General features: G+C 66.6%; 20 protein-coding genes. 8 read left to right on the top strand and 12 right to left on the bottom strand.

The window, feature by feature from the left end:
• Nucleotides 1-9: 9 nt before the first annotated feature.
• Both OG205_RS04740 and OG205_RS04735 read right to left on the bottom strand, forming a co-directional pair.
• Nucleotides 10-1,980 carry a WD40 repeat domain-containing serine/threonine protein kinase gene (locus OG205_RS04740; RefSeq protein WP_330275007.1) on the bottom strand — a complete coding sequence of 657 codons (1,971 nt, stop codon included), beginning with the start codon at nucleotides 1,978-1,980 and terminating at the stop codon, nucleotides 10-12.
• Between the two features lie 123 nt (nucleotides 1,981-2,103).
• Complete coding sequence (locus tag OG205_RS04735) at nucleotides 2,104-2,688, bottom strand: class I SAM-dependent methyltransferase (protein ID WP_330275006.1); 585 nt, start codon at nucleotides 2,686-2,688, stop codon at nucleotides 2,104-2,106.
• Between the two features lie 70 nt (nucleotides 2,689-2,758).
• On the opposite strand from OG205_RS04735, the gene OG205_RS04730 reads away from it, so the two are divergent.
• Together OG205_RS04730 and OG205_RS04725 are read left to right on the top strand one after the other, a co-directional pair.
• Complete coding sequence (locus OG205_RS04730) at nucleotides 2,759-3,679, top strand: helix-turn-helix transcriptional regulator (RefSeq protein ID WP_330275005.1); 921 nt, start codon at nucleotides 2,759-2,761, stop codon at nucleotides 3,677-3,679.
• A gap of 74 nt (nucleotides 3,680-3,753) precedes the next feature.
• Complete coding sequence (locus OG205_RS04725) at nucleotides 3,754-4,236, top strand: GtrA family protein (protein WP_442916740.1); 483 nt, start codon at nucleotides 3,754-3,756, stop codon at nucleotides 4,234-4,236.
• 1 nt (nucleotide 4,237) lies between these two features.
• On the opposite strand, the gene OG205_RS04720 is transcribed toward OG205_RS04725, so the two are convergent.
• The gene (locus OG205_RS04720; protein WP_330275004.1) at nucleotides 4,238-4,483 is read right to left on the bottom strand and encodes a DUF2630 family protein; all 246 of its coding nucleotides are present in this window, start codon (nucleotides 4,481-4,483) and stop codon (nucleotides 4,238-4,240) included.
• Nucleotides 4,484-4,493: 10 nt separating this feature from the next.
• Nucleotides 4,494-4,868, bottom strand: coding sequence for a VOC family protein (locus OG205_RS04715; RefSeq protein ID WP_330275003.1), 375 nt, complete (start codon nucleotides 4,866-4,868; stop codon nucleotides 4,494-4,496).
• A gap of 184 nt (nucleotides 4,869-5,052) precedes the next feature.
• Between OG205_RS04715 and OG205_RS04710 the strand changes: the two genes are divergently transcribed.
• From OG205_RS04710 to OG205_RS04685, 6 genes are all read left to right on the top strand, one after another.
• Nucleotides 5,053-5,904: a lytic polysaccharide monooxygenase auxiliary activity family 9 protein gene (locus tag OG205_RS04710; protein ID WP_330275002.1), complete on the top strand. Its 852-nt coding sequence runs from the start codon at nucleotides 5,053-5,055 to the stop codon at nucleotides 5,902-5,904.
• Nucleotides 5,889-6,437, top strand: a complete 549-nt coding sequence (locus OG205_RS04705) for a DUF305 domain-containing protein (protein ID WP_330275001.1) — start codon at nucleotides 5,889-5,891, stop codon at nucleotides 6,435-6,437. The genes OG205_RS04710 and OG205_RS04705 overlap by 16 nt, the downstream gene beginning before the upstream one ends.
• Before the next feature lie 34 nt (nucleotides 6,438-6,471).
• A complete protein-coding gene (locus tag OG205_RS04700; protein ID WP_330275000.1) occupies nucleotides 6,472-6,861 on the top strand; it encodes a PRC-barrel domain containing protein in 390 nt (129 codons plus the stop codon).
• Nucleotides 6,862-9,361: 2,500 nt separating this feature from the next.
• Nucleotides 9,362-10,606: an ATP-binding protein gene (locus OG205_RS04695; protein ID WP_330274999.1), complete on the top strand. Its 1,245-nt coding sequence runs from the start codon at nucleotides 9,362-9,364 to the stop codon at nucleotides 10,604-10,606.
• Nucleotides 10,603-11,055 (top strand): DUF6414 family protein, encoded by a 453-nt coding sequence (locus OG205_RS04690; RefSeq protein WP_330274998.1) that lies wholly within the window; start codon nucleotides 10,603-10,605, stop codon nucleotides 11,053-11,055. The genes OG205_RS04695 and OG205_RS04690 overlap by 4 nt, the downstream gene beginning before the upstream one ends.
• A gap of 32 nt (nucleotides 11,056-11,087) precedes the next feature.
• A complete protein-coding gene (locus tag OG205_RS04685) occupies nucleotides 11,088-11,975 on the top strand; it encodes a DUF6414 family protein (protein WP_330274997.1) in 888 nt (295 codons plus the stop codon).
• Nucleotides 11,976-13,130: 1,155 nt separating this feature from the next.
• Here OG205_RS04685 and cas6e read toward each other — a convergent pair.
• The 8 genes from cas6e to OG205_RS04645 all read right to left on the bottom strand — a co-directional run bounded on the left by cas6e (nucleotide 13,131) and on the right by OG205_RS04645 (nucleotide 24,693).
• Complete coding sequence (gene cas6e / locus OG205_RS04680) at nucleotides 13,131-13,775, bottom strand: type I-E CRISPR-associated protein Cas6/Cse3/CasE (RefSeq protein ID WP_330274996.1); 645 nt, start codon at nucleotides 13,773-13,775, stop codon at nucleotides 13,131-13,133.
• A 17-nt stretch (nucleotides 13,776-13,792) separates the two neighbouring features.
• Entirely contained in the window at nucleotides 13,793-14,512 is a 720-nt protein-coding gene (gene cas5e / locus OG205_RS04675; protein ID WP_330274995.1) for a type I-E CRISPR-associated protein Cas5/CasD, read from the bottom strand.
• Between the two features lie 2 nt (nucleotides 14,513-14,514).
• A complete protein-coding gene (gene cas7e, locus OG205_RS04670; protein WP_330274994.1) occupies nucleotides 14,515-15,687 on the bottom strand; it encodes a type I-E CRISPR-associated protein Cas7/Cse4/CasC in 1,173 nt (390 codons plus the stop codon).
• 18 nt (nucleotides 15,688-15,705) lie between these two features.
• The gene (gene casB / locus OG205_RS04665) at nucleotides 15,706-16,284 is read right to left on the bottom strand and encodes a type I-E CRISPR-associated protein Cse2/CasB (RefSeq protein WP_330274993.1); all 579 of its coding nucleotides are present in this window, start codon (nucleotides 16,282-16,284) and stop codon (nucleotides 15,706-15,708) included.
• The gene (casA, locus tag OG205_RS04660; RefSeq protein WP_330274992.1) at nucleotides 16,281-17,909 is read right to left on the bottom strand and encodes a type I-E CRISPR-associated protein Cse1/CasA; all 1,629 of its coding nucleotides are present in this window, start codon (nucleotides 17,907-17,909) and stop codon (nucleotides 16,281-16,283) included. The genes casB and casA overlap by 4 nt, the downstream gene beginning before the upstream one ends.
• Nucleotides 17,906-18,268 (bottom strand): hypothetical protein, encoded by a 363-nt coding sequence (locus OG205_RS04655; protein WP_330274991.1) that lies wholly within the window; start codon nucleotides 18,266-18,268, stop codon nucleotides 17,906-17,908. The genes casA and OG205_RS04655 overlap by 4 nt, the downstream gene beginning before the upstream one ends.
• Nucleotides 18,265-20,643 carry a CRISPR-associated helicase Cas3' gene (cas3, locus tag OG205_RS04650; protein WP_330274990.1) on the bottom strand — a complete coding sequence of 793 codons (2,379 nt, stop codon included), beginning with the start codon at nucleotides 20,641-20,643 and terminating at the stop codon, nucleotides 18,265-18,267. Before cas3 ends, OG205_RS04655 begins: the two co-directional genes overlap by 4 nt.
• Nucleotides 20,644-24,540: 3,897 nt before the next feature.
• The gene (locus OG205_RS04645) at nucleotides 24,541-24,693 is read right to left on the bottom strand and encodes a hypothetical protein (RefSeq protein WP_330274989.1); all 153 of its coding nucleotides are present in this window, start codon (nucleotides 24,691-24,693) and stop codon (nucleotides 24,541-24,543) included.
• Between the last annotated feature and the right edge of the window lie 382 nt (nucleotides 24,694-25,075).

The following is a 25,075-nucleotide window of genomic DNA, read 5'->3' as shown; positions in this document are numbered from 1 at the left end:
TCCGCGCACTCACAACTTCCAGATCCTGACGGTCTTGTCGTCGCCACCCGCCGCGATCCGCTTGCCGTCCGGCGAGAACGCCACCGTCTGGATCTGCCCGGCCGCACCGATCACGGTCGCGCGGATCTTCTTCGTCTCCACGTCCCACAGCTGGACGAAGTTGCCCTGCCCCCAGACCGCGATCGTGTCGCCGTCCGGGTGGAACAGCGCGCTCGACACCGTCAGACCGTCGTCCGCGCGCAGGAACACCGCCTTGCTCTGGCCCGACTCGACGTCCCAGAGCTGCATCGCGTTCGTGCCGTCGCCGTCGATGACCGCGAGTGACTTGCCGTCGGGCGAGAACGTGCCGCCGTCGCCGGTCGAGTCGTTGATGGTCTTGACCGTCTTGCCGGTGGCCGGATCGACGATCTTGATCTCCTGGTACTTGGTGCCCGCGTAGGCGAGGAGTTTTCCGTCCGGGCTGAAGGAGAGCTCGCTGCTGCCCTGGGCCTCGGTCAGGCCGATCTTGACCTTGCGCGTCGCGACGTCCCAGACCTGCAGGCGGCCGGTGTGGGTGATGCCGGCGAGGGTCTTGCCGTCCGGGTGGAAGCGCAGGTTCTTCATGATCGAACGGCTCTCGTCGAGGCCGCCGATCATGGTGCGGTCGGCGAGGTTCCACAGGTACGTGGTGAAGTCGCCGGTGCGGTTGCCGCCCGCCGCGAGGATCTTGCCGTCCGGGCTGATCGCGACAGCGGTGGCCGCCGCGCCGCCGGGACCGGCCGGGAGTTGGACGGTGCCGACGACCTTGTTGGTCGTGGTGTCCCAGATCCGGACGGTGTCACCGCCGTCACCCAGGCCGTCCTGGGCGCTGGCCAGGAACTTGCCGTCCGGGCTCCAGGCGACGGAGGCGATCGCGTACGTGTGATCGACGAGCTGGACGTGCTCGGTGAACTCCTCCGGGCGTCCCGGCTGGGCCTTCGACGACGTCGTCGACTGCTCGGAGCCGCCCTCCTTGTCGGACGCCGCCTTGTTGTCGTTGTTGGACGGCAGTACGGCCTCCCCACCGTCGTTGTTCCTCGTGCCGATCCACCACGCGGTGCCGCCGCCGATCAGCGCGACCGCACCGACACCGGCGAACAACGCCGTGCGTCTGCTGACACCGCCAGACTTCGCCACGACCGGCAGCACGACGGGTGCGCCCGCGAGCATCGCCAGCGCCTGGTCGACCGAGGCGCGGTCGACGGGGTTCTTGCGCAGCAGCCCACCCAGCAGCGACGCGAGGTGCCCTGCTCGTTGCGGGGGCGGCGGGTCCTGGGTGAGCAGCATCGACAGGGTCGTCATGAAGTCCTTGCCCTGGTACGGCGGCCGGCCTTCCACGGCGGCGTACAGGGTGGCGCCGAGCGACCACATGTCGGTCGCCGGGGTGATCGGCGCGCCGGTGCCCTGCTCGGGCGCCATGTACGCGGGCGTGCCGACGATCGAGCCGTCGGTGGTCAGCGGGACGTCGCCGGTGAGCCGCGCGATGCCGAAGTCGGTGATGACGACCCGGTCGCCGGACAGCAACACGTTGGCGGGCTTGAGATCGCGGTGCACGATCCCTGCCTGGTGCGCCACCCGCAGCGCGCTCAGCATCGACGTGGCGATGTAGGCGACCTGGTCCGGCGGCAGCGCGCCCTGGGCCTTGACGGCGTCGGACAGCGAGCCGCCCCGGACGTACTCCATCACGATCATCGGGGTGCCGTTGTACTCGACGACGTCGTGCACGGTGACGATGCCGGGGTGGTTGAGCTGGCCGGCGAGCTGCGCCTCCCGCATGGCGCGCTGGCACAGCAACGCCCGCTGCTGCGGGTCGAGCCCGACCGGCAGCAGCAGCTCCTTGATGGCCACCTCACGGCCGATGACCTCGTCCCGGCCGAGCCACACCCGGCCCATGCCGCCGACGCCGATCACCTGAACGAGCCGGTAGCGCTGCGCCACCAGGCTTCCCGTCGCATCTGTCACGGCGCGGAGCTTAGATGGGAGAACGCGCTCCCACGACGGTAACCGGCAAGTTCGTGAACAATCGGAACTGTTGGCAGCAAAGAAACATCATGCGCGTTCAATCGGTCGACAATGGACCTGTCCCTAGTGGACTCTCGCGACCTCGATCCCGATCTCCCCGAACATCCGCAACTTCCGCGTCCTCGTCGGTTCCGTGGTGAAACCGGCCTCGCCGATCCCCTTCGCCGCGTGGCCGTGATGCACGATGTCGGCGAGCACGAGCAGGCCTCCGGGCCGCAGCACGCGGCGCACTTCGGCGAGCATCTCGCCCTTCGAAGGCCCGTCGAGGTGGTGCAGCATCAGGCTCGAGAAGACGACGTCGAACGAGGCGTCCGGGAACGCCAGCTCCTGCGCGAACCCCCGGTCCAGCTTCGCCTTCACCCCAGCCCGCCGCAGCTTGCGCTCGGCCCGCGCCAGCATCTTCAGATCGGGGTCCACGCCGACGAGCTCGACGTCGCCATGACGCTTTCCGGTGGAGCGCAACAGGTTCCCGGTGCCGCAGCCGACGTCGAGCACTCGTTGCCCGGCACCCAGTCCGGCCACCTCGACCATCTCCTGATGGATCGCGGACAAGCCGGACACCCGGTGCAGCACGTCGTAGAACGGCAGCAGGAAGTGCTTGCCCATCCCGGGCAGGTAGTCACGCTCTTGGGACGATGTTTCGGCCATGAACTCATTCTGACTGGCCTCAGACCTGGATTTCTGTGCCGATCCACGGTTTGAGTGGGACGATTTGACGGTGCGCGCCATCCGAACACCGATGAAGGGCTCCGGGCCCGCGAAGTACGCCTGGCAACCCGCTCCCGGCGACCTGCCCGTCATGGCCCTGCGGCTCGGGCACGGCGCGGACTTCGACGGTTCGCACGAGGCGCACTCCCACGACTTCCCCGGCCTCGCCTACTTCGAGACGGCGGGCGGCGTGGTGCGGCACGGCCGTCAGGTCAGGCAGGTCGAGGCCGGCGACCTGTTCGTCATCGCGCCCGGCGACGTGATGGGCCAGGCCCGCAGCGACGACCTCCTCGGCGCACGGGGCTGGGGCGTCTTCTTCACCGCCGACTCGCTCGGCCAGGACACTCCCGGCGCGCACCTGGCGTGGCGCACGCACCCGCTGCTGTTCCCGTTCGTCCACGGCGGCGCGACGGGTGCGTTGCGGCTCAAGGTCCCCGTCGAGCACCGACCCGAGTGGACTGCCCGAGTGGAGGCGCTGCACGCGGAACTCGTGCGACGCCAGGACGGCTACCGGGAAGCCGTGTCGGCGCACCTGACGCTGCTGCTGGTCGGGGTGTCGAGGCTGGCCGCGGACGTCGTCGGCGACCTGCGCGAGAACGCCGAGCCGCTGCTGGCCGAGGTGTTCGACGTGATCGAGCGGCGTTACCAGGAACCGCTGTCGCTGCGCGAGGTCGCCGCCGCGGTCAGCATCTCCCCCGGCCACCTGACCTCGACGGTGCGCAAGCGGACCGGGCGCACGGTGCAGGAGTGGATCACCGAACGCCGGATGGTCCAGGCACGGCGGCTGCTGGCCGGGACGGACCTGCCGGTCGGCGACATCGGGCGAGACGTGGGCATCCCGGACGCCGGCTACTTCGCGCGGACGTTCGGCAAGGTGCACGGGATGAGCCCCACGCGTTGGCGGCGGTTCAACCATCTGAACGCCCGCTGAACTCCTGTGGACGGCCTGTCGATCAAGGGCCGTTTCGTCGCTTTCGTCCCTCCCAGCCGTGGCACTGTCGTGCCATGACCGGCACCACCCTGAACGACGGCAGAGACCTCGGCGCGAGGTTCCACGACCGGATGGAAGTCGTGGTGAGGTGGCTGCCGTTCGGGCTCTCCCGCGTCGTGGCGCCGAGCTTCCTCGGGTTCGCCCTGATCAACGGGTTCACGTTCGGCGTCGACCTGCTGCTGCTCACGCTGTTCCGCAGTGGACTCGGCCTGCCGGTGCCGATCGCGTTCACGATCGCCTACGTGCTCGCGTTCGGCCTGAGCTTCGTGCTCAACCGGGCGCTGAACTTCCGCTCGCACGCGCCGGTCGGCCCGCAGGCGGGCCTGTACGCCGTCGCGATCGCGATCAACTACCTGGCGTTCATCCTCGGGGTCGGCAGCGCGCTGACCGAGATCGGCCTGCAGTACCACCTGTCCCGCATCGTCGCCGGCGCGTGCGAGGCCGCGTTCATGTACAGCGCGATGCGCTGGATCATCTTCCGCGACACCGAGGACTGACCTACTGCAGGTAGCCCTCGACCTCGCCGACCGTGCGGGCGGGGACGTCCTCCGCGTCGCCGCCCAGCGACCGGGCCGACCGGCGGCGCCGCAGCAGGTCCCAGCACTGGTCGAGGGCTTCTTCCAAAGACCGCAGCCGGGCGTGCTCCTCATCCGTGGAGATCTCCCCGGACGCGAGCTGCTGACGCAACTTGTGCTCCTCGTCGACCAGTTCGTTGATGCGGCCCAGCACGTTCTCGTCGCTCATCTCGCCGACTCTACGACGTACCCGAGGGCAGCGCGGCCAGCGACAGGCTGTTGCCGTCCGGATCGAGCACCTCGACGTGCCGGACGCCGTTGGAGTACGTCTCGACGGGCTCATGGCCGACGCCGAAGGCCGCGAGCCGGGCCAGTGCCTCGTCGAACTCGTTCAGCTCCACCCCGAACGTGATCATCGAGCCGCCCACGCGCGACGACCGCACGTCACGGGCGTCGAGCACGATGTACGCGTTCTCCCCGACCTGCCAGAGGTGTTCCTCGCCGATGACCTCGTCCGCCCCGCGGCCGAAGAACACCTCGTACCACTCCAGCGACCTGGCCAGGTCACTCACACACATCACGCTGTGCAGATCCACGCGGTCCACCCTTCCCATCGTCTTGAAAGGGTGGACCGGTCGCGCGACGAGAACTCATCGGTGAACCACGGGCGATTCGTCCGGTTGGTCCAATGAAATGGTTCAACCACTTGTTTACACTTGTGAACAGGGCCGCCGACCCGTCACGCGAACCACCTCCCTCGCGGAAGTGCTTCGCCACCTCCGCCTGCCAGGAGGCGTTGTGAAGTCACGTACTCGGCTTGCTCTGGCGAGCCTCACGTCCACCGCCGTGGTGGTCGTCGCGTTCCTCGTCCCCACGACGCCCGCGGTCGCCCACGGCACGATGTCCGATCCGGCCAGCCGGGTCTACACGTGCAAGAACGAGGGCCCCGAGACCCCGAAGTCCGACGCGTGCAAGGCGGCCGTCGCCGCCGGTGGCACGCAGGCGTACTACGACTGGAACGAGGTGTCGCTGCTCGAAGCCGGCGGGCGCCACCGCCAGCTCATCCCGGACGGCAAGCTGTGCAGCGCGGGCCGCGACAAGTACCGCGGACTCGACCTGCAACGCGCCGACTGGCCCGCCAAGCGGGTCTCCGCCGGGCCGCTGACGGTGACCTACCACGCGTCGGCGCCGCACTCGAACAGCAACTTCGAGTTCTACCTCACCAGGGACGGCTGGGACCCGACGCAGCCGCTGCGCTGGTCGGACCTCGTGCACCTGCAGACGTTCAACGGCCAGAACCCCAGCACGTTCACGAACTGGACGCTGAACCTCCCCGGTCGTTCCGGCCGCCACGTCCTCTATTCGATCTGGCAGCGCGTGGTCGGCAGCAACGAGGCCTTCTACACCTGCTCGGACGTCGACTTCGGCGGCGGCAGCACGCCTCCCCCGACCACGACGACCACCACACCCCCGCCGACCACGACCACCACGACTCCCCCGCCGGCCGGTGGAACGTGGGCCGCGGGCACGACCTACTCGATCGGCAACCGCGTCACCTACAACGGCGTGAACTACGAGTGCCAGCTCGCGCACACCGCCCTCGCCGGGTGGGAACCGCCCGCCACGCCCGCCCTGTGGCGACGCCTCTGATGCGGTTCCTGTTGCTGGCGCTCGCTTTCGTGGTGTCCGGCTGCGCGACCACGCAGCCGGACACCGTGTTGCGCGGCGATCCGCTGGACGTGATGTTCCTGCAGATGATGCTCCCGCATCACCAGCAGGGAGTGGAGATGGTCGCGCTCGCCGAAGACCGTGCCCACAACGAGGAACTGCGCATGCTCGCGGCCGCGATCGAGCAGACCCAGGCGACCGAGGCCGGCACGATGCGGGACTGGCTGACGTCGTGGGGCGAGCCTTTGACGGCACCGCCGGATGCCCACTCGGGCCACGGCGGCATGCGGCAGTCCGATCCCGAAGAGGTCGCGAGGCTGTCCGCGCTGCGCGGCTCGGAGTTCGACAAGCGGCTGCTCAACGTCATGATCGCCCACCAGGACGACGCCGTGCAGATGGCGCGGTGGGAGACGGGCAGCGGCGCCGACCGGGAGGTGAAGGATCTCGCGGACCGGATCGACAAGTCCCGCACCGCGCAGATCGGCATGATGAAGAAGTTCCTCGACAGGGCGTAGCGGGGTACCCCATGCCGGACTGAAGGAGGCCGACATGCAACCCGTCCCGTTCATGCCGTGGGTGTGGCGCGATCCGTCGTGGGCCGATGAGCCGGAACAGGACCTCGCGGATCGCCCCGACACCGGACTGATCGGCTACGACGTCGAGGCGACCGACGGCGGCATCGGCAAGATCGACCAGGACAACGCCAAGGTGCCGCACGACTGCCTGATGGTCGACACCGGACCGTGGATCTTCGGCCACCGGGTCGTGCTCCCGGTCGGCACGGTGCGGCACGTGGACCACGAGGAGCGCAAGGTCCACGTCGACCGCACCAAGGAGCAGATCAAGAACGCGCCGGAGTACGACCCGGACGACCACGAGGGCTACCGCAGTCGCACCGACGACTACTACACCGAGAGCTATCGCACCAACCCGCGCTGACCTGCGGAAAAACGACTCTTGCAGGTCAGCGCGGATCCGTTCAAGTTCGTTGGAATCCGTACTGAAACGTTGAACGCATGGTTCTGCTCCCCGATTGCTCCCGTTGGGTGCTCCCCGAGGCGACGAGGCTCGTGGGTTCGGCCGTCACTCAGTCGGTCGCGGATATCAATGCGGTCAGGGCGCCGACCGCACATGACCACCGCGCTGGACCGGACCGCAGGCACTCAAGGCGCGGCTCGCAGCTGGAATGGGATCAACCCACCTGCGACGACGACGCTCCCTACCCGAGCCTGTCCCAGCTTCTGGACAACTGGCGAGCCTTCGCCCCTGGCGACCTACAACAGACCGTGGTGGCGCAACAATAGGAGGGCTACGAGTTCTTCTGGACTTGCATGAACTAAGCCACTGCCAATCGACTAGGCCCGTCGAGCGCAGCGAGCCGCACTGCGACCGGCCGCAGGGCCGCGTTTGCTGGCCGAGTACGACAACACGCAGCGGACATGAACCACATCCACACGGTTTGGCGTGCCCGCGAGGGCGCATCGGTGACGGTGTCGTCGCGCGGCACCCCGCGCAGTTCCACACGACCCTGAGTTGGCATGTCTGGCGGCCACGCCACGGTAGAATTCGGGACCAGCACCCAACATCTGACGAGGGCCGCATGAACCGACGGGCGACTGAGCAAGAGCGGGCTGGCAAGCCGCCTCAAATACGAGCACCCCGACCGCACGGCTGCGCTCACCGCGTCCGCGAGCACTCCCCACACTTGAGGGGTGGTCCCACTCCCATCGCGAGTTTCGTCCATTCGCTCCACCTTCTCCCTGTACACATGGGGATGGTCCCTTCGTGATCGAGACGGTCTACAACTGCGGCATGTTTTCCCCTGGACCCGCGGGGGTGGTCCGTCCTTCGCGGTGTCGACGCCCTCATCGATCGTTCTCCCCGTGTGCACGGGGTGGTCCCCAGTTCTGGAGGCTGACTGACAGGTTCACGAAGGTCTCCCGGCAAATGCGGGGTAGTCTGTCGTTGTAGTGCCTGTGCAGGTTGCGCTGCAGATTCTCCCTGCACCGCAGGGGTGGTCCCTCCTCCCAGATTCACGCCTCGTACGTGTTCCGGTTCTCCCCGCTAGCGCAGGGCGGTCCGATCCGCTCCTAAGAGCGCCGCTCGACAAAACCGTGTTCTCCACGCTCGCGGGGACGGTCTACGCGGCTACGTGTATCCGGGCGAACTCCAGTCGTACTCCCCGCGCACGCGGGGGTGGTCCCACTTCCTGGCCAATCCAGTCGGCACGCTTCTCGCTCTCCCCGCACACACGGAGTCTCGGTCATGCCGACCTGTGCAACTGAATGAAAGACGCACTCAACCTGAGCATCTTGCCGTTCATGAAGCGTTCTCGCCGTGCGTGCGGGATGGTCCCAGCAGTACCCATGGCGCGATCAGCGCGACGTCGTTCTCCCCTGTCACCCAGGGGCGGTCCCAACAGCAAGACCATTCAGATCCACACGTAGGTGCTCTCCCGCGTGCGCGGGGTGGCCCCTTGATATGCCCGCCCTTGCGGAGCCTGATGCCATTCTCCCCGTGCGCGGGGTGGTCCCAAGCTTTCCTGATGGCGAAGCGGGTCTACCTGTGTCCCCGCGCATGCGGGGGCGGTCTACCTTGCTGGGCGCGGATGAGCACGAGGTCGTCGCTCTCCCCGTGCAAGCGGGGTCCCACGGCGCGACCCGAATCGTGTCCGCGCTCAAGTTCTCCCCGTGCGCGGGGGTGGTCCCCGGTTGTGCCCGCCGATGCCTCCGCCGGCCCAGTTCTCCCCGCGCGTACGGGGGTGGTCCCGACATCGACAACTGGCCAGCCGTCCGCGGCAAGTTTCTCCCCGCATGTGCGGGGGTGGTCCCAGGCACAAATGGTTGGGCTCCAAGGAAGATGTTCTCCGTGGCGCGTGCGGGGGCACGAGTTCTCCCCCGCGTGCGCGGGTGGCCCGTCGGCCTGGGCGTGCCACGCCAGCATGATCGGGTTCTCCCCGCGCGTGCCGGGGGCGGTCTCGCCAAACGACACGCCGAAGAAAGTACAAAGCCGTTCTCCAGGCACGCGGAGATGGTCCCCTCCTCGCGGAAGCCTGCCCGGCGCGCGCCATCTCTCCGCGCACGCGGTGGTGGTCCCAAGCCGTGCATCGACGTCCCGTGTCTTCAGCAGTTCTCCCCGCACATGTGGGGGTGGTCCACGCAGACGCAAGCGTTGCTCGGCGAAGGGCTGGTTCTCCCCCGTGCGCGGGAGTGCTCCGTTCAGCGGAACGGTGACGGGTTCGATCGGGTGTTTCCAGCGCACGCGGGGTGCTCTTGTGGGATGACGCCACTTACCGGTTCAGGTGGTCTTCCCAGCGCACGCCCGATGAGGCAGAGACTCGGTCGCGAAGCGCCTCAACACAGAGGGACGCCGTAGCGGCATCGCGTTGACCGTTAACATACATATTGCAGCTCACGTGCTCGAACGGAAGGTGTCGAGCTTGACCTCCCAGAATGGTCCCCAGCGTCATGTCGCCCAGGTGAAGCACTTCGACGAAGACGAGCGGCTCGCTTACCTCGAACTGTTCGGCGGCCAGCTGTTCATCTTGGAGGATCTGCCACGAGCAGTTGATCTTGAGGAGGGCGACTTCGTCTTCGTCAACAACGGCTACCAGTTCGCCGGCTTCGCGCCACGTGAGCTGTGGCCGGACGCTCCTTGGGTCGGGATCGTCCGAGCCATGCTCGCGGACGGGGCGATCGTCAGCATCAACGGCAGTCTCAAGATGGTCTCCTTGCCCGCAGAGCTGGAGATCGCCGTGGGGAACACCGTCGCGGGCTCCAGCGAACTCGGCATCACCCGGCTCCTCACCGACGAGCCGCTCAAGGAGTACGAGTTCTCGCTCGGCGACTCGTTCGACGTGAGCAAACTCCGCGAGGAGCCCGACAGCACCCTCACTTACGAGGACTTCGGTGGCTACGAGGAGGTCAAGAACCGCACGCGGGACCTGATCGAGCTGCCGCTGCAGTACCACAACCAGCTTCAGAGGATCGGCGCACGTGCCATCAAGGGCGTTCTGTTCACCGGCTCCTCTGGAACCGGCAAGACGCTGCTCGGACGGATCATCGCCCAGCAGGCTGGCGCGGTGTTCTACAAGATCAGCGGCCCGGAGATCATCAGCAAGTACGTAGGCCAGAGCGAGGAGATCATCAGGTCGATCTTCGAAGACGCGCGCACCAAGGACCGCGCGATAATCTTCTTCGACGAGATCGACAGCGTCGCGCCCCAGCGCAGCGACGAGTCGCACGAGGCGTCGCGACGTCTCGTCGGCCAGTTTCTGACCTTGATGGACGGCTTCGACAAGACGACCAACGTCATAGTGATCGCCACGACGAACCGGCCTCAGGACATCGACGTGGCTCTGCGCCGACCTGGACGGTTCGACTGGGAGATCCATTTCTCCAACCCGGACAGGGACGACCGCGAAGCCGTCCTCATGACCAGTGCGCGCACTCTCAACACGGTCGGCGACCTTCCCCACGACATCATCGCGGGTCGGACGAACGGCTGGTCGCCGGCAGAGCTCACCGCCATCTGGAGCGATGCGGCACTGTTCGCGGTCAAGGACGGGCGCGATGCGATCACGGCCGAGGACTACTTCGCCGGCTTCGAACAGGCCGCGAAGCGCCGCAGCACGATCGCCTCCACTCAGCAGTCGACGAGCACGAAGACCGAGGCCGACAAGTGAAGTGGTTCAAGAAGCACCGCGAGAGGAAGGCCGAAACGCAGACGCAGCAGACCAAGAACGAGCTGCGCGAGTTCGTCTACCTCGACGAGGTGAGCGTCACCAGCCTCTTGTCAGCCCGCACCGGCGCGATCCCCCACGAGTTCACGGACAGTGCGGGCTCCGCTTACAAGGGCGACGTGAACGGCCAGATCGAGGTCGGCATCGGACCGCTGAAGAGCCGTGTCGGCTCGCGGTACGAGTCATCACGAAGTGCTAACTCGCAGGTGGTCAGCAAGGCCACCGTGCAGGCGTTGGTCGGGCGCTTGTTCGAACTCGAGGAAGGCGACCTCTTCATGCGTGCCAACCTCCCCACCTCCACGAGGCCGCCGAAGAAGGACACTGGGCGCGTGCTCGCGGAGGAACTCGATCCGGCGGAGAAATACTGGGTCTCATCCCGGCCTTCAGCCTGACCCGCGGGCAGCTGGCCGAGATCGAGGTCGAGTTGGAGACGGACGCCATCTTCCAGCTCAGCAACATCCTCGTGACGCTTAAAGAGCTCACCGACGAAAGCGCCGACCTGCGCGCACAGCTCGGGTCGGCTGAGCTCCTGGAGGAGCTCATCGCGATCAACAACCTGATCGAGAAGATGATGGTCGGCCTCATCCCGTTGAAGTGCCGCATCGTCGACTACGTCGCCGTGGACACCGAACACGGCGTCAAGATCGTCCACCAGAGCATCTTCGACGACCTCGACACGGACTCGGGCTATACCGCCCAACCGCTCTACCTCGTGGGCGACACGCAGCGAGACCTGTATTGGAAAGACATCCGCCGAGTCCTGTTCACCCAGTCCAGATTCCGCGTGCTGTGCCGCTTGAACGTCACCGGAATCACGACGAGCTGGAACCCGCTGAAGATGGGGAACTCCCTGAGGACGGTCGTCCCCGACCTGAGCAGCAAGCTCGCTGCGTTCGGAAGAACCGCGGTGTCGGCCTTCTCCGGCACCGCAAGCCCCGAAACCCACGTCCACGAGCGCCGCACGGCCGCACTGGACACCTACGGGAAACTCGTCGCCGAGGAGCTGCACTACTCGCTGAATGCCGAGCAGGTGAGTCAGCTCTCTGTGCTGGCGCACGACAACCGGCACGTCTTCAAGTCAGCCAGCACCGCACCGAGCGCCTTCAACCCGATCAAGCAGTACGTTGAGCAACTGGCAGGTGCCACGCTGTCGCCAGAAGTGCATTCCCGGCTCCGCGCGGCGGCATGCCACCGACAAGAACTCCTGGTCGACGGAACGCTGAGCAACCCAAGCAGCTACACCTATCCCCTGCAGCAGGAGCCGAGCGAGGAGAACCTGATCGACGCCGAAATCATCGCGATCTACTGGTAGCAGTGGGGTTCGACCTGCACGTACGGGGATGGTCTGGAGTACGCCACTTCACCGAAGAAGATCGATGCGTTGTCCCGCGCATGCGTGGGTAGTCCCGTCTCGGTGTACCAGGCCGAACCGGAGACCGGGGTTCTCCTGCGCGTGCGGGGGTGATCCCATGGCGATCGAGGGTGCCATCTCGATTCCTTCATTTCCCTGCGTGTGCGGGGTTCCCTTGATCCAGCGGTGTGGAACGCGGGGGTCCTGGTTTTCCCCGCATGTGCGGAGGTGGTCCCGACTGACACGTGCCTACATGGACGACGTTCGGGTTCTCCTCGCTCACTCGGGGGTGGTCCCGCCTTGGACTGGTCTGCGAAGTTGGGCATCAGATTCTCCCCACGCACGAGGGTGGTACAGGGCGCCGGCACGGCAAGGCTCTTCGCGTATCCTCCGCGGCGTGTGAGGGGAAAGTAGCGACACGATCTCCGGCTTCTGACCAAGGCCGACGTTCTCCTGCGCGGGGATGTTCCAGACATAACCATCAACGTCATGGGTAAGGACGCGTTCTCCCCGCGCGTGCGGGTAATCCGTTCGGGCGCGCCTGACCCTACTTCGACCGATGTTCTCCTCACGTGCAGAGATGGTCCCCACGAGAGCAGCACCGACTGAAGGCACATCGCGTTCTACTGGCGAGTGCGGGTAGTCCCGAAGGACGCAACACCTTCCAGACCATGCGCTGGTTCTCTCCGTACGGAAGGTCCTGGCGCGTAGGGTTCAGGAGTCGGTTGGCACAGCTCTCCCCGCGCGTGGCGCGACCCCAGCGCTACGGAACCTTGCGCAGTCGGCGTATTGCCTACCGATGCCTACCGGGGTGACGCCGGCGCACTTGCCGCCATCGCCAGCGTCACGCCGGTTCTGTTCGCACATACGAGGTGACGCCAGGAAAGCAGGCGCACTCCGCGATAAGACGTTTGACAGCGTGGACGCTCAACAAGATCGCAGAGATCCGTTCAGCCGAACGATTCGACGGCAGCGAGAGAGGCCGTGAATGTCCACCGTTGAACAGACTGCATGCCTGTTCGCCTGACACTCGAAGAAGGCGGACTGACCTCGCGCCAAGCCCACCTGATCGCACGAGAACTCGCCTTCAGCAGATCCAGATCGTAAGTTGTTCGCTCACCGGCCGGTTCGAGCCGGCGCGAGGCTGATCAGGCCGCACCCATACGCCTTGGCCCGTCCCACGCCGTTGATCACCGCATCGGTGAACGCCTTGGCATCAGTGACGATCAGGTGTCCGTCGAACCGGACCGGCACCACGGTGATCTTGCCTTGGTCCTTCTTCTGGCCGATCAGCGTGGGAACTGGCGATGGTGCGACGTCAGGCTCGCCGCGGCGCGCTGTGGGGATGACGAAGCCATCACGCTCGCCGCGGCTGATGAGCCACTCGATCTGCGCTTCGGGTGTCGTGTGTGCGCGGCGCTTGCGAACGTCCTGGCCGTTCTCGACGCGGGCGCTGCGGGTCGGGTTCGCGAGCAGGCGGAACGAGAACTTCCGGCCAGGAGCGATTGCCGAGATCACCGGTGCGAACGGTCGTACCTCGGCTGGCATCATGAGGTGCCCGGCCGGCAGTCGGCTCCAATCCGGTTCTGTGTGGCTCTGGACGTACTGGGTGTATCCGCTTTGGGTGGCGTCCAGGCGCCAGAGGATCTTGTGCTCGAGCCGGGCGGGCGTTTCGCCGCTGACATCGGGATAGGCGCTCATGATGGTGCGGTGCATGTCGTGGATGTTGGCGTAGTCGCGGCGGAACTCACGGGATCGCACGTTGATGGTGAGTTTACTTAGGAACACGAGGAGTCTCCGGTGGTGATCATGCTGTCGGTCAGGCTGACTTGCTCGACGAGCACGGTCCGGGTGGCGAATCGGCGCCTGCCTTCGGCGAGGCTGACGGGGTGGTCGTGGCGGACTTCGGCGCGTTTGTCTGTCGCCGGACAGTCGACGACCGTGCGCAGGTCGACGCGGTCGCCTTTCGAGAGCTCGATGTCCCGCACGGTCTTCGACGTCTCCAGCCACGGCTCGCGCGCGAGCAAATCTTCCGCGGTGGACACGACTGGCCCTCCACTTGGCGGAAGCAGCGGCCGTGCCGGCACGAACGCTCGTCGGCCGAAGAAAATCGGCCAGTGTGGCCGGTCGACTGCGGAAGCGATGCGCGACAGCAGACGTTCGTCTCCTTGAAGCACAACGAGGAACAGTGCATCGGCCAGGTAGTAGCGCTCGCTGACGACCGTGCGGTGCCCCGTGCCCTTCGTGGTGGGTACATTCTGTGTGGTGTGAAAGTCGCGTTCGAGGATGCCTTCCCGGTCGACCCTTACAGCGAGTCGAAGCCGCGCGAGCTCCGCGATTGCGTGATCGTCCTCCCTCGAAATGCCGAGGGCGGCGGCGATCAATCCGACAACGCCGGACTTGGTGGGCTCCGACGTGGTGTCTCGGATGACGCCCCGTGAGCGGGTTCCCCAGGATTGCATGGGTGCGTCGAAGCACAGGGCCAGTGACGTCACCATTGTCAGACCGTTGCCCCAGCGAGGATCCGGTCGGTGAAAGCGTCGATACTGGCGACGATGTCGCCTTCGTCGAGGTACGGCAGTTCAGCGGTGACCGAGGCTGCGGCAACTGTGCGGAGGTCGTTGTTGCCGTAGAAGCCACGTAGCCGGTGGAAGTGCTGGGTCAGGCGCTCGGTGGAGGCAGCCATAATGTCGGCGTCGACTACGGGAGCCTGGAACGCGTTGGCGAGGTTCCACGCGCCCCGGTCGCGGACGACGCCGAGCAGCGTGTCAGGCATCGTGCGGGCGGCCATGGAATTCTGTGCGCCGGTGGGCATGGCGTGGATGAAGGAGTACAGCCAGGCACGTGCGGTGCGGCGGACCAGGTCCTGGTCATCGGCGAGGTTTGTCGCCAACTGGTTGAGGTCGAGGTTGGCGTAGCGGTAGTAGCAGGCGGAGTTGAAGTCGATGGTGCCGATCATGTCGGCACCAGACTCCCCCCGTGGCTTGAGGTCGTCGACCGCGGTGTAGAAGTCGAACTCGTTGACCACTGCGTGGGTGCTGATGGCGTGGGCCACCTGGGACGCGGCTTCGACGCTGAAGTCCTTGTTGTCGGCGATCATGCGTCCGAAGAGCGCGACGTCGGCGACGCGGCTGGCATCGAGGATGCGGCGCGCTTGCTCTACTGCCACCTTGTCCGGCTTGGCGACCTTGCCTCCCTTCTTCGGCTCGCCGTTCTCCGTTTTCTTGCTGTCTTTGACCTTGTCCGCACCAGCCTTGTTCTTGGCTGCGATGGCGTGCAGGGTGTCCCAGTTGTCGTCGCAGTAGGTCGTCAGGTGGTCGATGGCGTGCCGGCCGACGAACAGCAAGTACTCCGTGAGCCTTGTGTTCTCGTCCACGCCGAAGCCGAGTTGCTGCAAGCCGGTGGCGACGACCTGAGCCGCGAGTTCCGCGTCACGTCCGTTCTCGGCCAGAGCCGCGGCGGCGTGGTCGAGTAGCCGCTTGGTGCGGACGGCGGTTTCGGACTTCTCGAGTCCGTAGTCGTTGAACAGCTGGCGGGTAGCGCGTTTGAAGCATTGGCTGGAGACCCGCCCGCGGGTGTGGCCGCCAAACGTGGCGGTCTTGGGCTGACCGACATCGTCGCGGTTGAGGTTGCTGACGGGGAAGGACTGAAGCAGGTGCAGTTCGATGATCACTGGAGGGTCTCCGCTATATCAGTTGGTGTCAGCGAGCGTTGAAGAGTCCTTCATGGACTCACGCGCGCCTGGGCGGTAGTGGAACTCGCGCGCCCATCGGAGTCGGATGCGCTGGGCCTCGTCGCCTCGATAGCGGTCACCGAGAAGTACGACGAGGTCCGCGAGCAGTTGGTCGTAGTCGACCGGCACTTTTTCGGTGTCGAGCAGGCGGACCACCTGCCGCAGTTGGTAAGCCAAGGCAGCGCGGTCGCGGGCGATCAGTTGAGTGAACCTGCGCGTCACCGATTCACCTCGCGCCGACGCGAGCTTTCCCATGGAAGCGCCGAGCGAGCGCGCGTTCCTCCTCGGTTGGGGGTGCAGGGCGAACAGTCCCGCTACGAGCAACCAGATTTCTTGCTCGGCCTCGGGCGGGTTGTGGGCGAAGACGAAGTCGTAGGCCTCGGCTTGCTGCCGGGCTCCGGCGAAACTGCGTCGCAACCTCGCCAGAACCTGCCGGGCCTCCGACACGCGATGAGACACCGGGGACGACAGCGCACTGTTCAGGCGGTAAAGGTGAGCGGTGAACTCCTGGCGCCGCTCGATGATCGATGTGGTCACGCGGCTCCTTTCGTGACGATGTAGGCAGCGGCCTCGGCGTGGAAGAGGCGCGTCAGCTCGCTGAGGCGCCCGAGGAACTGACCTTGGTGCTTCCCCCTGAGGAGGAGATCGCGTCCCTCCGCTGGAGAGCCCTCAGCCCAGCGATCTGTGGCACGTAGCGCGACGACAGCGACGGCCTTCTGCCACACCTCGGTCACGTCCGCCAGGGACTCGCCCTCCTCGTAGGCTCGGGCGATGCCCTCGAGATAGGTGGCGAACGGCCGCGCCAGCTTCGGCCAGTACTCGACGTCGAGGCTCCAAGTGGGCGTCACACGCTTGTTCTCCCGGTTGCCCTGCTTCTCGACGCGGTAGTTGCGTTGCATGTGACGCAGAGCGGCTCCAACGCTGTCCGCATACACGATCGCGCACCCCAGCAGCGCTCCAAGCGTCTTGTCCTTGGAACGCAACACAGCGACCGGCGCGGGGACGACCTCCTCGAGCCAGGCCTCCACCACCGTGCCCTTCGAATCCAGCTTCTGATCGAACACACGCAGCGTGTAGACCGCGCCGGCCGGAATGTGTCCGTGCTCGGCGAGTTCGGAGATCTGCTCCAACGTGCGCGGCCGTTGCCTGGTCTTGCCCTCCTCCCAGAGGTTGGTCATCAGCAACTCCACGCTGTGCCGCCACACTCCCCGCACCGGATGCAGCCGCACCGGCAGCATCGGCGCGTCCCGCTTCGGTTGCCCCTTCGGGCCGGAGGGTTTGCGGAACGCAGCCATCATCTCCACCTGGACGCTCTCGGTGTTGAGTCGCGACCCCGGCGTGATGGTGACTCCGTCGACGACCAGTCCCTCGCCGGTTTGCTGCGTGGACAACAGGACGCGGCGAGCAGGCCACGTCAGCAGATCCGTCCATCCCCGCGGCACTCGCTTGTCCGGCAGCGGCGAGGGCGGAGCCTCCTGCTCCCAAATCGGGCCGTCCTCAGGCGTGCTGGGCGCCGGCCGCTCATGTTCGGGCCGATAGGTAAGCAAATTCAGCAGCAGGGTCTCTTTGAGCGTCTCGCCCTCCACGAGCACCACTCCGAGCCACGCGCACGGTGCACGCTGGGAGGACTTGTCCTTCTCGAACGGCGTCTTCATGCCACCGGGATCGAACGATTGCACGGTGACCAGCCAGCGCGCTGCCTCGGCGGGTGTGAGCTGAACCTGATCGGTGTCGATCGTCTTGTCGAACAGGGTGACGTTGTTGCCGACGGACCGGTACGGGACGAGCTTGGCCGCGGTGGCGGGCGCCAGCTTGGCCAGACCTGTGCACTGCAGAAAAGGATGCTGGGCGTCGAAGAGGTCAAAGCGGCTTCCCTGGCCGCGCAGGTACCTGACCAGCGGAGCGGACGGCAAGCTCGGCAGTTCACACAACCGCGCCCATTCCTCTTCCGAGGGCGGCCCGTAGACGCGGTGGAGCAGCGCCAGCACCAGCCGATGCAACGCCGCGGTCATCGAAGGCGTTTCGCCGACGATGCGGCGGATGCGGTGCGCATTGAGAACAAGTCGCGTCAGGCTGACGAGCTCGTGGTTGCCGTCGCGGTCGACGACGGGCAGCCAGGGCTGAGTGCGCAGATCGTAGGAGGCGGGTCGGGTTGAGGTCACAGTGCTTCCTCGGCGTGCACGCCGATCCTCTCGTCATAAGCAAGGACGTGGTCACCGACTGAGCACCGACCGTCGACGAAGACCAGGGCTCGATGCTGCCGCAGCCATGGCGACTGTTCGAACGCGTGCGGCACTGCCGTTTCCCGCAACGCTCGGACGACTTCGACCGGCACGCCCACGTGCGCTGTCAAGGTCGTACGTGAGTCAAGCAGTTCGCGAAGAGTGCGTTCTGGCAAGGGATCAGGTGACGTCAGCAGGACGGGGCGGTCTCCGCACACCGCCACCACACGGTCGTCGTCGGTGCCGTTGAGCAGCACGACGTCTACCAACAGCTCACGTGGCTCATCGTCGAGGTTCATCGGCGGCGGCTCTTTCGGGTCTTGCTCGGGTTCTGCGGGCGGGTGGTCAAATCGGCGAGCCGGTGTGTCGCCACCGGCAACGGCAGGTACATCAGCCGAGCGTCGTGCTTGTCCTTGTCGAGGGAGCGACGCAGCCGCTCATCCGCGTGACCCCAGGCTTGTTCCCAGCCCGACGGGCATTCGATCGCCTCGGCTGGTCCGTACACCGCGTCGATGAGCACCGGAACCTCCTCTGGCGAACGCAGCTCCTCCTTGTGTCGCAACAACGCCCACGTCCGCAGCAACACCATCGGCGCGTAAACATTGGTGGTGTAGGCCGGGAACACTGGCCCGGCGGCCGTTTCCACAACACCGGTGATGGCCAGGGTGAGCACGCCCCGTGCTTCCCGACTGTGGCGATGTACGCGTCCGGCTCGTTGGACCAGTGCATCGATCGGGGCCAGGTCGGTGAGCATCGTGTCGAAGTCCAGGTCGAGGCTCTGCTCGAGGACCTGGGTTCCCACCACGATCGCTGGCGATCGGGTGCCTTCAGGTCCGAACTCGGCTCGAAGATCGGCTTCCACGGCTCTGCGATGCCCGGCGGCCAGCTGACCGGTGATCGTGATCAGCCTCGGTCGTTGCAGTTCGGGAAGCGCAGCGATCCTCTTGGCCAACGCGTCGCTGGTTTCCTTGGCCCGGTTGACGAGATTGTGCACGACCGCAACGCATTGTCCCGCTACCGCGCGAGCAAGCGCCCATTGCACGACGTCCTGGTCCTCGACCCGTTCGAGGCTCGCCCTGCGGTCGTGGTTCAACGCGGACACCTCGGCGCCTTCCGCCGTGCTCGTGTCGCTATCGACCAGAGTGATCCGCGGGTACGCGGTCGAGGCGGGCAATGGCGGCACAGCCTGAGGCACGCAGTTCTGCGCCCCGGCCCGCCACGCCGCGGTCAGCTCTTCTCGCCGGCGCGAAGGCAGTGTCGCCGACAACAACAGCACCGAGATTCCCATGTGCCCCAACCACATGAGCAACCGATCAAGCAGGGTCGACATATAGGTGTCGTAAGCGTGCACCTCGTCGATCACCACGACCTTGTTCGACAGCGCTGCCAGCCGAACGAACACGTGTCCCGATCGGATCGCTCCCTTCAGCGCTTGGTCGACCGTGCCCACCCCGAGGGGCGAGAGGAGGCTCTTCTTGCGGGTGAACCACTCTTGGGCAGCAACATCACAGTCGTCGAGATCATCGGTTCCGACATCGGTGGGCGTCGTGACCCTGCTGGCCAGGAACTCCTTGGCGTTGGAGTGGATCAATCGCACTGCCGAGGTGTCGCCGACGTGAGCGAGCATCGTCTCGAACTCACCGAGCATCTGATGGCTCGTCGCCTGCGTGGGCATCCCTACGTAAGCGCCGGCAAGCCCGAGGTCACGCACGAGGGTCGCGACTGCCTGCAGCGCCGCTTTCGACTTGCCCTCGCCGGTTGGTGCTTCCACTACCAGCATCGTCGGTTCCGTGTGCCCTCGAAGCGCCCGTTCGACCACCGCCTGGACTGGACGTGGCGTCTCGGCGGCGAAGAGACCGGCGAAGCTGGTGTCCTGCGGTGGCGTCCACGGTTGCAGATCCAGCCGGGCAACAGCATCGTCCGCAAAGGTCTCCGCCACACGCAGGTAGTCGACGAGGTCGCTTTCGGATTCAGGTGACTGATAGTTGCGCTCGTCCGAGGCGATCCAGTCGCTGACGGTGGTCAACCCGGCAAGAGCGACGGCGCCGGCCGAACTCAAGCGCACCTGGCTCCAGGGCAGGGTGCACGGATCCGGCAACCCGAGCGCGTTGAGTACGGCATCGACCAGGTCGTCCCGCCAGGCCCTCCACCGCTCGTCGCCGTGGTTGTTGACCTGGGCCCGGGCTTGCTCGAACTCCTGCCCGGTGGGGAAATAGCCGTGGTGGCCACCTAGCACCACCGCAATTCGTTCGGCGGTGCGGGCTTCCACGCCCCAGGAGATGAGCATGTCCTTCATGTGCAGGGCAGTCAGGAGTCCGTGCGGAGTGTCCAGTCGCGGTAGACCCGACTTCCGCCGCACTCGCCGCACATCAACCGCAGCCATCTCACCGAGGCGTTGTTCCGCGAGGTCGGCGTTCAGCCCCTGGAACGTGGGGGAATACTTTCCCAGGTCGTGCAGCCCGCAGAGCAGAGTGACCCATACCTTCGCGTCACCCACCGCCGAGAACACGGCCTCCAGCTCATTGCGGCAGCGCGGACCAAGCACCAGGACGAACATCCGCGACGCCATCGCCGCAGTGTCGACGATGTGACACACCAGCGGATGAGGGATGGCTCTACCTGCAGATTTCCCCCATGGCGCCCACAGCGACGGCTTGGCTCCTGCCCTGCTCACAACACTCCACTACAGCTCGAAACCGTCGACCCAACAGCAACCAAGAGCAGACATGAAAACAGATCGCAAAGGAACTTCAAAGCGAGACTTGGACACCCTACTCCATTCAAGCATGGCACTACCCGATCGCCACAGAACCTACTGACCTGTAGATAACCTTGACTTACCTGAAGTTCAGCATGCGCTCGATCACAACGCCCGCAAGTGCGTAAATACGCAGACGCGACTCAGCTTCGACCTAAGGTGGAGGCAAGCACCCCGCTGACACCTGCGCGGCCGACCTTTGATAATTAAATGACAAATTAAGGTCAACTCTCCGGGCTTGGACGGGGCGACCGGCCGGAACGTGCTGCCTAGCCGCACGGGCGGAGCGGTCTCAGCCATCCTTCCGCTGATCGTGCCCATGTAGCCTGCCTGCACACATGCGGGTGTGACCCCAAGGTCGTGCTGACGAACGGCGAACCTATGACGTCAACCCGCGCCTGCGGGGGTGATCCGGCGTCCTGCCAGTCTACGACGCACTGCAGGTTGTTCTCTCCGAGTGTGCGGAGGTGGCCCCACCTAGCCTGGCTAAATCCGGTGCGGGTATTTGCTCTCCCCCGCGTGTGCGGGGTGGTCCGTACTTGCGCACGAACTCGCGTGGGTCGAGCCGTTCTCCTCGCGCATGTGCGGGTGGTCCCAAGGTCACCATGACCGCATCGTTATTCGGATCGTTCTCCCCGCGGATGCGGGGTGGTCCCGCGGCGATGCTCGCGCCGGCCGTCACGAACACGTTCTGCCCGCGCGCGGGCGTGGTCCTAGGCGTGGTCCTACCGTGGCGTCGGCAGGAAGGTTCTCCCCCACGCGGAGGTGGCCCCTCGTCGTGGGTGCGATCGTCGAGCTCGCAACCGTTCTCCCCGCGCGTGCGGGGTCGTCCGCGCGACCTCGGCGCAGCCCTCACCAAGCTGCGGTTCTCCCCGCACGTGCGGGGTGGTCCCAAGCCGGTGAAGTACCGGCATGTCCAGTTGAGGTTCTTCCTGCGCATGCGGGGGTGGTCCGTAGTCCTGTGTGGTCCTGAGTTCTTAGGTCACGTTCTCCCCGCGTGCGGGGTGGTCCGTGCTGGAAGAACTGGACGTCGCGGGATGTCTCGTTCCCCGCGTGCGGGCTGGTCGGTACCCCCGGCGTGGCCGCCAGCCAGGTGATCAAGTGCCCTGGCGCGCGTGGCGGGGTGATCCCGACCGTACGCTGTACTCGATGCTCTACTCGACCTTCTCCCCGCGCGTACAGGGTGGTCCGATGCGCCAGTTGATCGTGAGGTTCGAGTACGAGTCTCCCCGCACGTGCGGGGTGGTCCCGCCTGACCTAGGGCCGTAGAGGTTCGCGGGTCGTTCTCCCGCGTGTGCGAGGGTGGTTCGCGTGTGCGGGGACGGTTCGCGCATGGAGCCGCGGCAAGCCCGCCGCCTGGTCGTTCTCCCCGCGCGTAAGGGGATGGTCCCGCCGGGTTGCATCCCGCGAGGATGTTGCCCTTGTTCTCCCCGCGCGTGCGGGGGTGGTCCCGGGGTCATCGTCACCGGAGAGTCCCCAGGTGAGTTCTCCCCGCGCGTGCGGGGGGTGGTTCCTCGGTGCGGATCTGGGCTTCTCCGAATCGCCTGTTCTCCCCACGTGTGAGGGGGATGATCCCTTCAGCTTGTGCTCGCTCGCCGCACGGTCAGCGTTCTCCCCGCGCGTGCGGGGTGGTCCCCAGCGGATCGCGGCGTTCGCGTTCGTCCTGGCGTCTTCCCCGCGCACGCGGGGGTGGTCCCACGTTCAACGCGAGGCCACGCCGCTGCTGCGAGTCTTCCCCGCACACGCGGGGGTGGTCCCGAGCCGCTCAGGCATGTGAACACCTGGCTGTGGGTCTTCCCCGTGCACGCGGGGGTAGTCCCTCGGTCAGCGCGGCACTGCGCGCAACCCGGCTGTCTTCCCCGCGCTCGCGGGGGTGGTCCCTCGGCCTTCACCTTGATCACGCGTTCTTGCTCGTCTTCCCCGCGCACGTGGGGTGGTCCCTGCCTGGAGCCCTGGAAGGGCTTTGCCCTGCTGTCGTCCTCGCGCACGCGGGGATAGTCCCAGCTTCTCCGTGCCGCAGACCCACAGCACCGCGTCGTCCCCGCGCACGCGGGGGGTGGCCCCCAGTACCGGCTGCGCATCACCAAGACCGCCCGGTTGTCCCCGCGCACGCGGGGGTGGTCCCATGACGTAGAGGTGAACCAACCACGGGCCCAGATCTTCCCCGCGCACGCGGGGATGGGCCCCGGTTCTCGCCGAGGATGATCGCGAGGTCGAGGTCGTCCCCGCCCACGCGGGGGTCCCCAAGGTGTTCGTGATCCCGTGAGCACGAGCTTGGTGTCTTCCCTGCGCACGCGCGGGGGTGGTCCCTGGCCGGCATCGCCATGCCTCGCGTCGCCAGCGTCTTCCCCACGCACGCGGGGGTGGTCTCGACACCAACAACAAGCCCTTGTGGGGGCCAATGTCGTCCCCGCACACACAGGGGTGGTCCCGGCGCGAACGAGTCAGGCAACGGTGGGGATGGGGCTTCCCCGCGCATGCGGAGGTGGTCCCGTACCAGCGGTGCTCGCGGACCAGGCGGAAAAGTCTTCCCCGCGCACCCAGGGGTGGTTCACACACCGGCGGCGGCGGGGCGCTGAACGTCAAGTCTTCCCGACGCACGCGGGGGTAGTCCCAACCCGACAAGGCATCCGGCCAGAAGCCGTGGTCTTCCCCGAACACGCGGAGGGTTCCCACAGGTAGCGGTTGACGAACTTGTACCCGGCGACTTCCCTGTGCACGCAGGGGTAGTCCCAGCTTCGAGCCGACCGCGCGTGAGGCCGTCCCGTCTTCCACGCGCACGGAGGGGTGGTCCCATGAGTGTGAGCTGTCCCAGTCGGGTCCCCGCGTCTTCCGCGCGCACGCGAGAGTGGTCCCGAGAACGAACCGCCGGTGACACCGGAACCGGCGTCTTCCCCAGGCACGTGGGGGTGGTCCCCAGATCCCGGGCACCAAGGACATCTTGGTTCGGTCTTCCCCGCGCACGCGGGGGGTCCCTGCATCAACACGATCACGTTTTCGGACACCAAGTCTTCCCCGCATACCGTCACGGATACGGGACGTGGCTGTGGTCGCCTTCGGCGTACAGCACCTCCGCCGCTCGCGTCGGACGCCGTGTGCCGTACCGCGCGACTTGGACAATCTGGTCGCCGTCCAGGCGGGGAACGCGCCGTGCTGATCCGGTGTCTCCTGCGGCCCTGACGAAGGCCGGTCAGACATAACCCTCGTGGTCAAAGCGCCACCGCCAGTTCTCGCCCGCGTCTTCCCCGCGCACGCGGGGTGGTCCCCGGAAAGGCGGTACCTCGTCGCCTGTCACCCAGTCTTCCCCGCGCACGCGGGGGTGGTCCCCCCGGCGAGTCGGCCACGAGCCCGCCGACGTCGTCTTCCCCGCGCACGCGGGGGTGGTCCCTACGCGGAACCGACGATTCATCATCACGTCGGGTCTTCCCCGCGCACGCGGGGTGGTCCCGGGATCACCGCCATCGATCCACCACGCCGCTCGTCTTCCCCGCGCACGCGGGGGTGGTCCCTTGTACGCCAGCGCCCATCGAGGCGCCCTGCTGTCTTCCCCGCGCACGCGGAGGGTGGTCCGGTGTGAAATGACGCCACTCGTCAAGGTTCTGAGTCGTCCCCGCGCATGCGGGGGTGGTTCCAACACCCCGTCCTGGACTACCTGAGCCGGCACGTCTTCCCCGCGCACGCGGGGGTGGTCCCGCGAAGTTGCGGCCTCGCCGGTGCTGGGGTTGCTCTTCCCCCGCACGCGGGGGTGGTCCTAGGTGCCTCCGGCTGGTAGGCGTCATCACTGCGTCTTCCCCACGCACACGGAGGTGGTCCTTACGAGCGGGTGCCCATCGCGGTGCCGAGCGTGGTCTTCCCCGCGCACGCGGGAAGTCCCCCGGTCAGGGTCAGCTGGCCGGCGGTCGGCGGGTCTTCCCCGCGCACGCGGGGTGGTCCCTTCCAGTCCAGGACCGCGCTCGGGTCCTTCACGTTCTCCCCGCGCGTGCGGGGGGTCCCTCGGTGAGTCGCTGGCCGTACTTCTCGGCGGCGTTCTTCCCGCACACGCGGGGGTGGTCCCATGGCCCACAACACGGCACGCTCGCTCGCCGAGGTTTCCCCGCGCACGCGGGGGTGGTCCCGCCTGCACCCCCAAAGGCACAGCACCGCAGCGTTCTCCCCGCGCACGCGGGGGTGGTCCCTGGACGGAGGGGCTGAGGAAGTGGCGTGTGACGTTCTCGCCGCGCACGTGGGGGTGGTCCCGGTGCGAAGAACCTCTCAGGCGGCGTGGGCGGGTTCTCCCGCGCGTGCGGGGTGGTCCGGAGCTGCCGGGCCTGGTGGCGAAGATGAAGACGTTCTCCCCACACATGCGGGG

Source organism: Lentzea sp. NBC_00516 (genome assembly GCF_036346835.1).
Lineage (GTDB): Bacteria > Actinomycetota > Actinomycetes > Mycobacteriales > Pseudonocardiaceae > Lentzea > Lentzea sokolovensis.
Note: the sequence above shows the minus strand (reverse complement) of the source record. Positions and strands in the feature narration are given on the sequence as shown.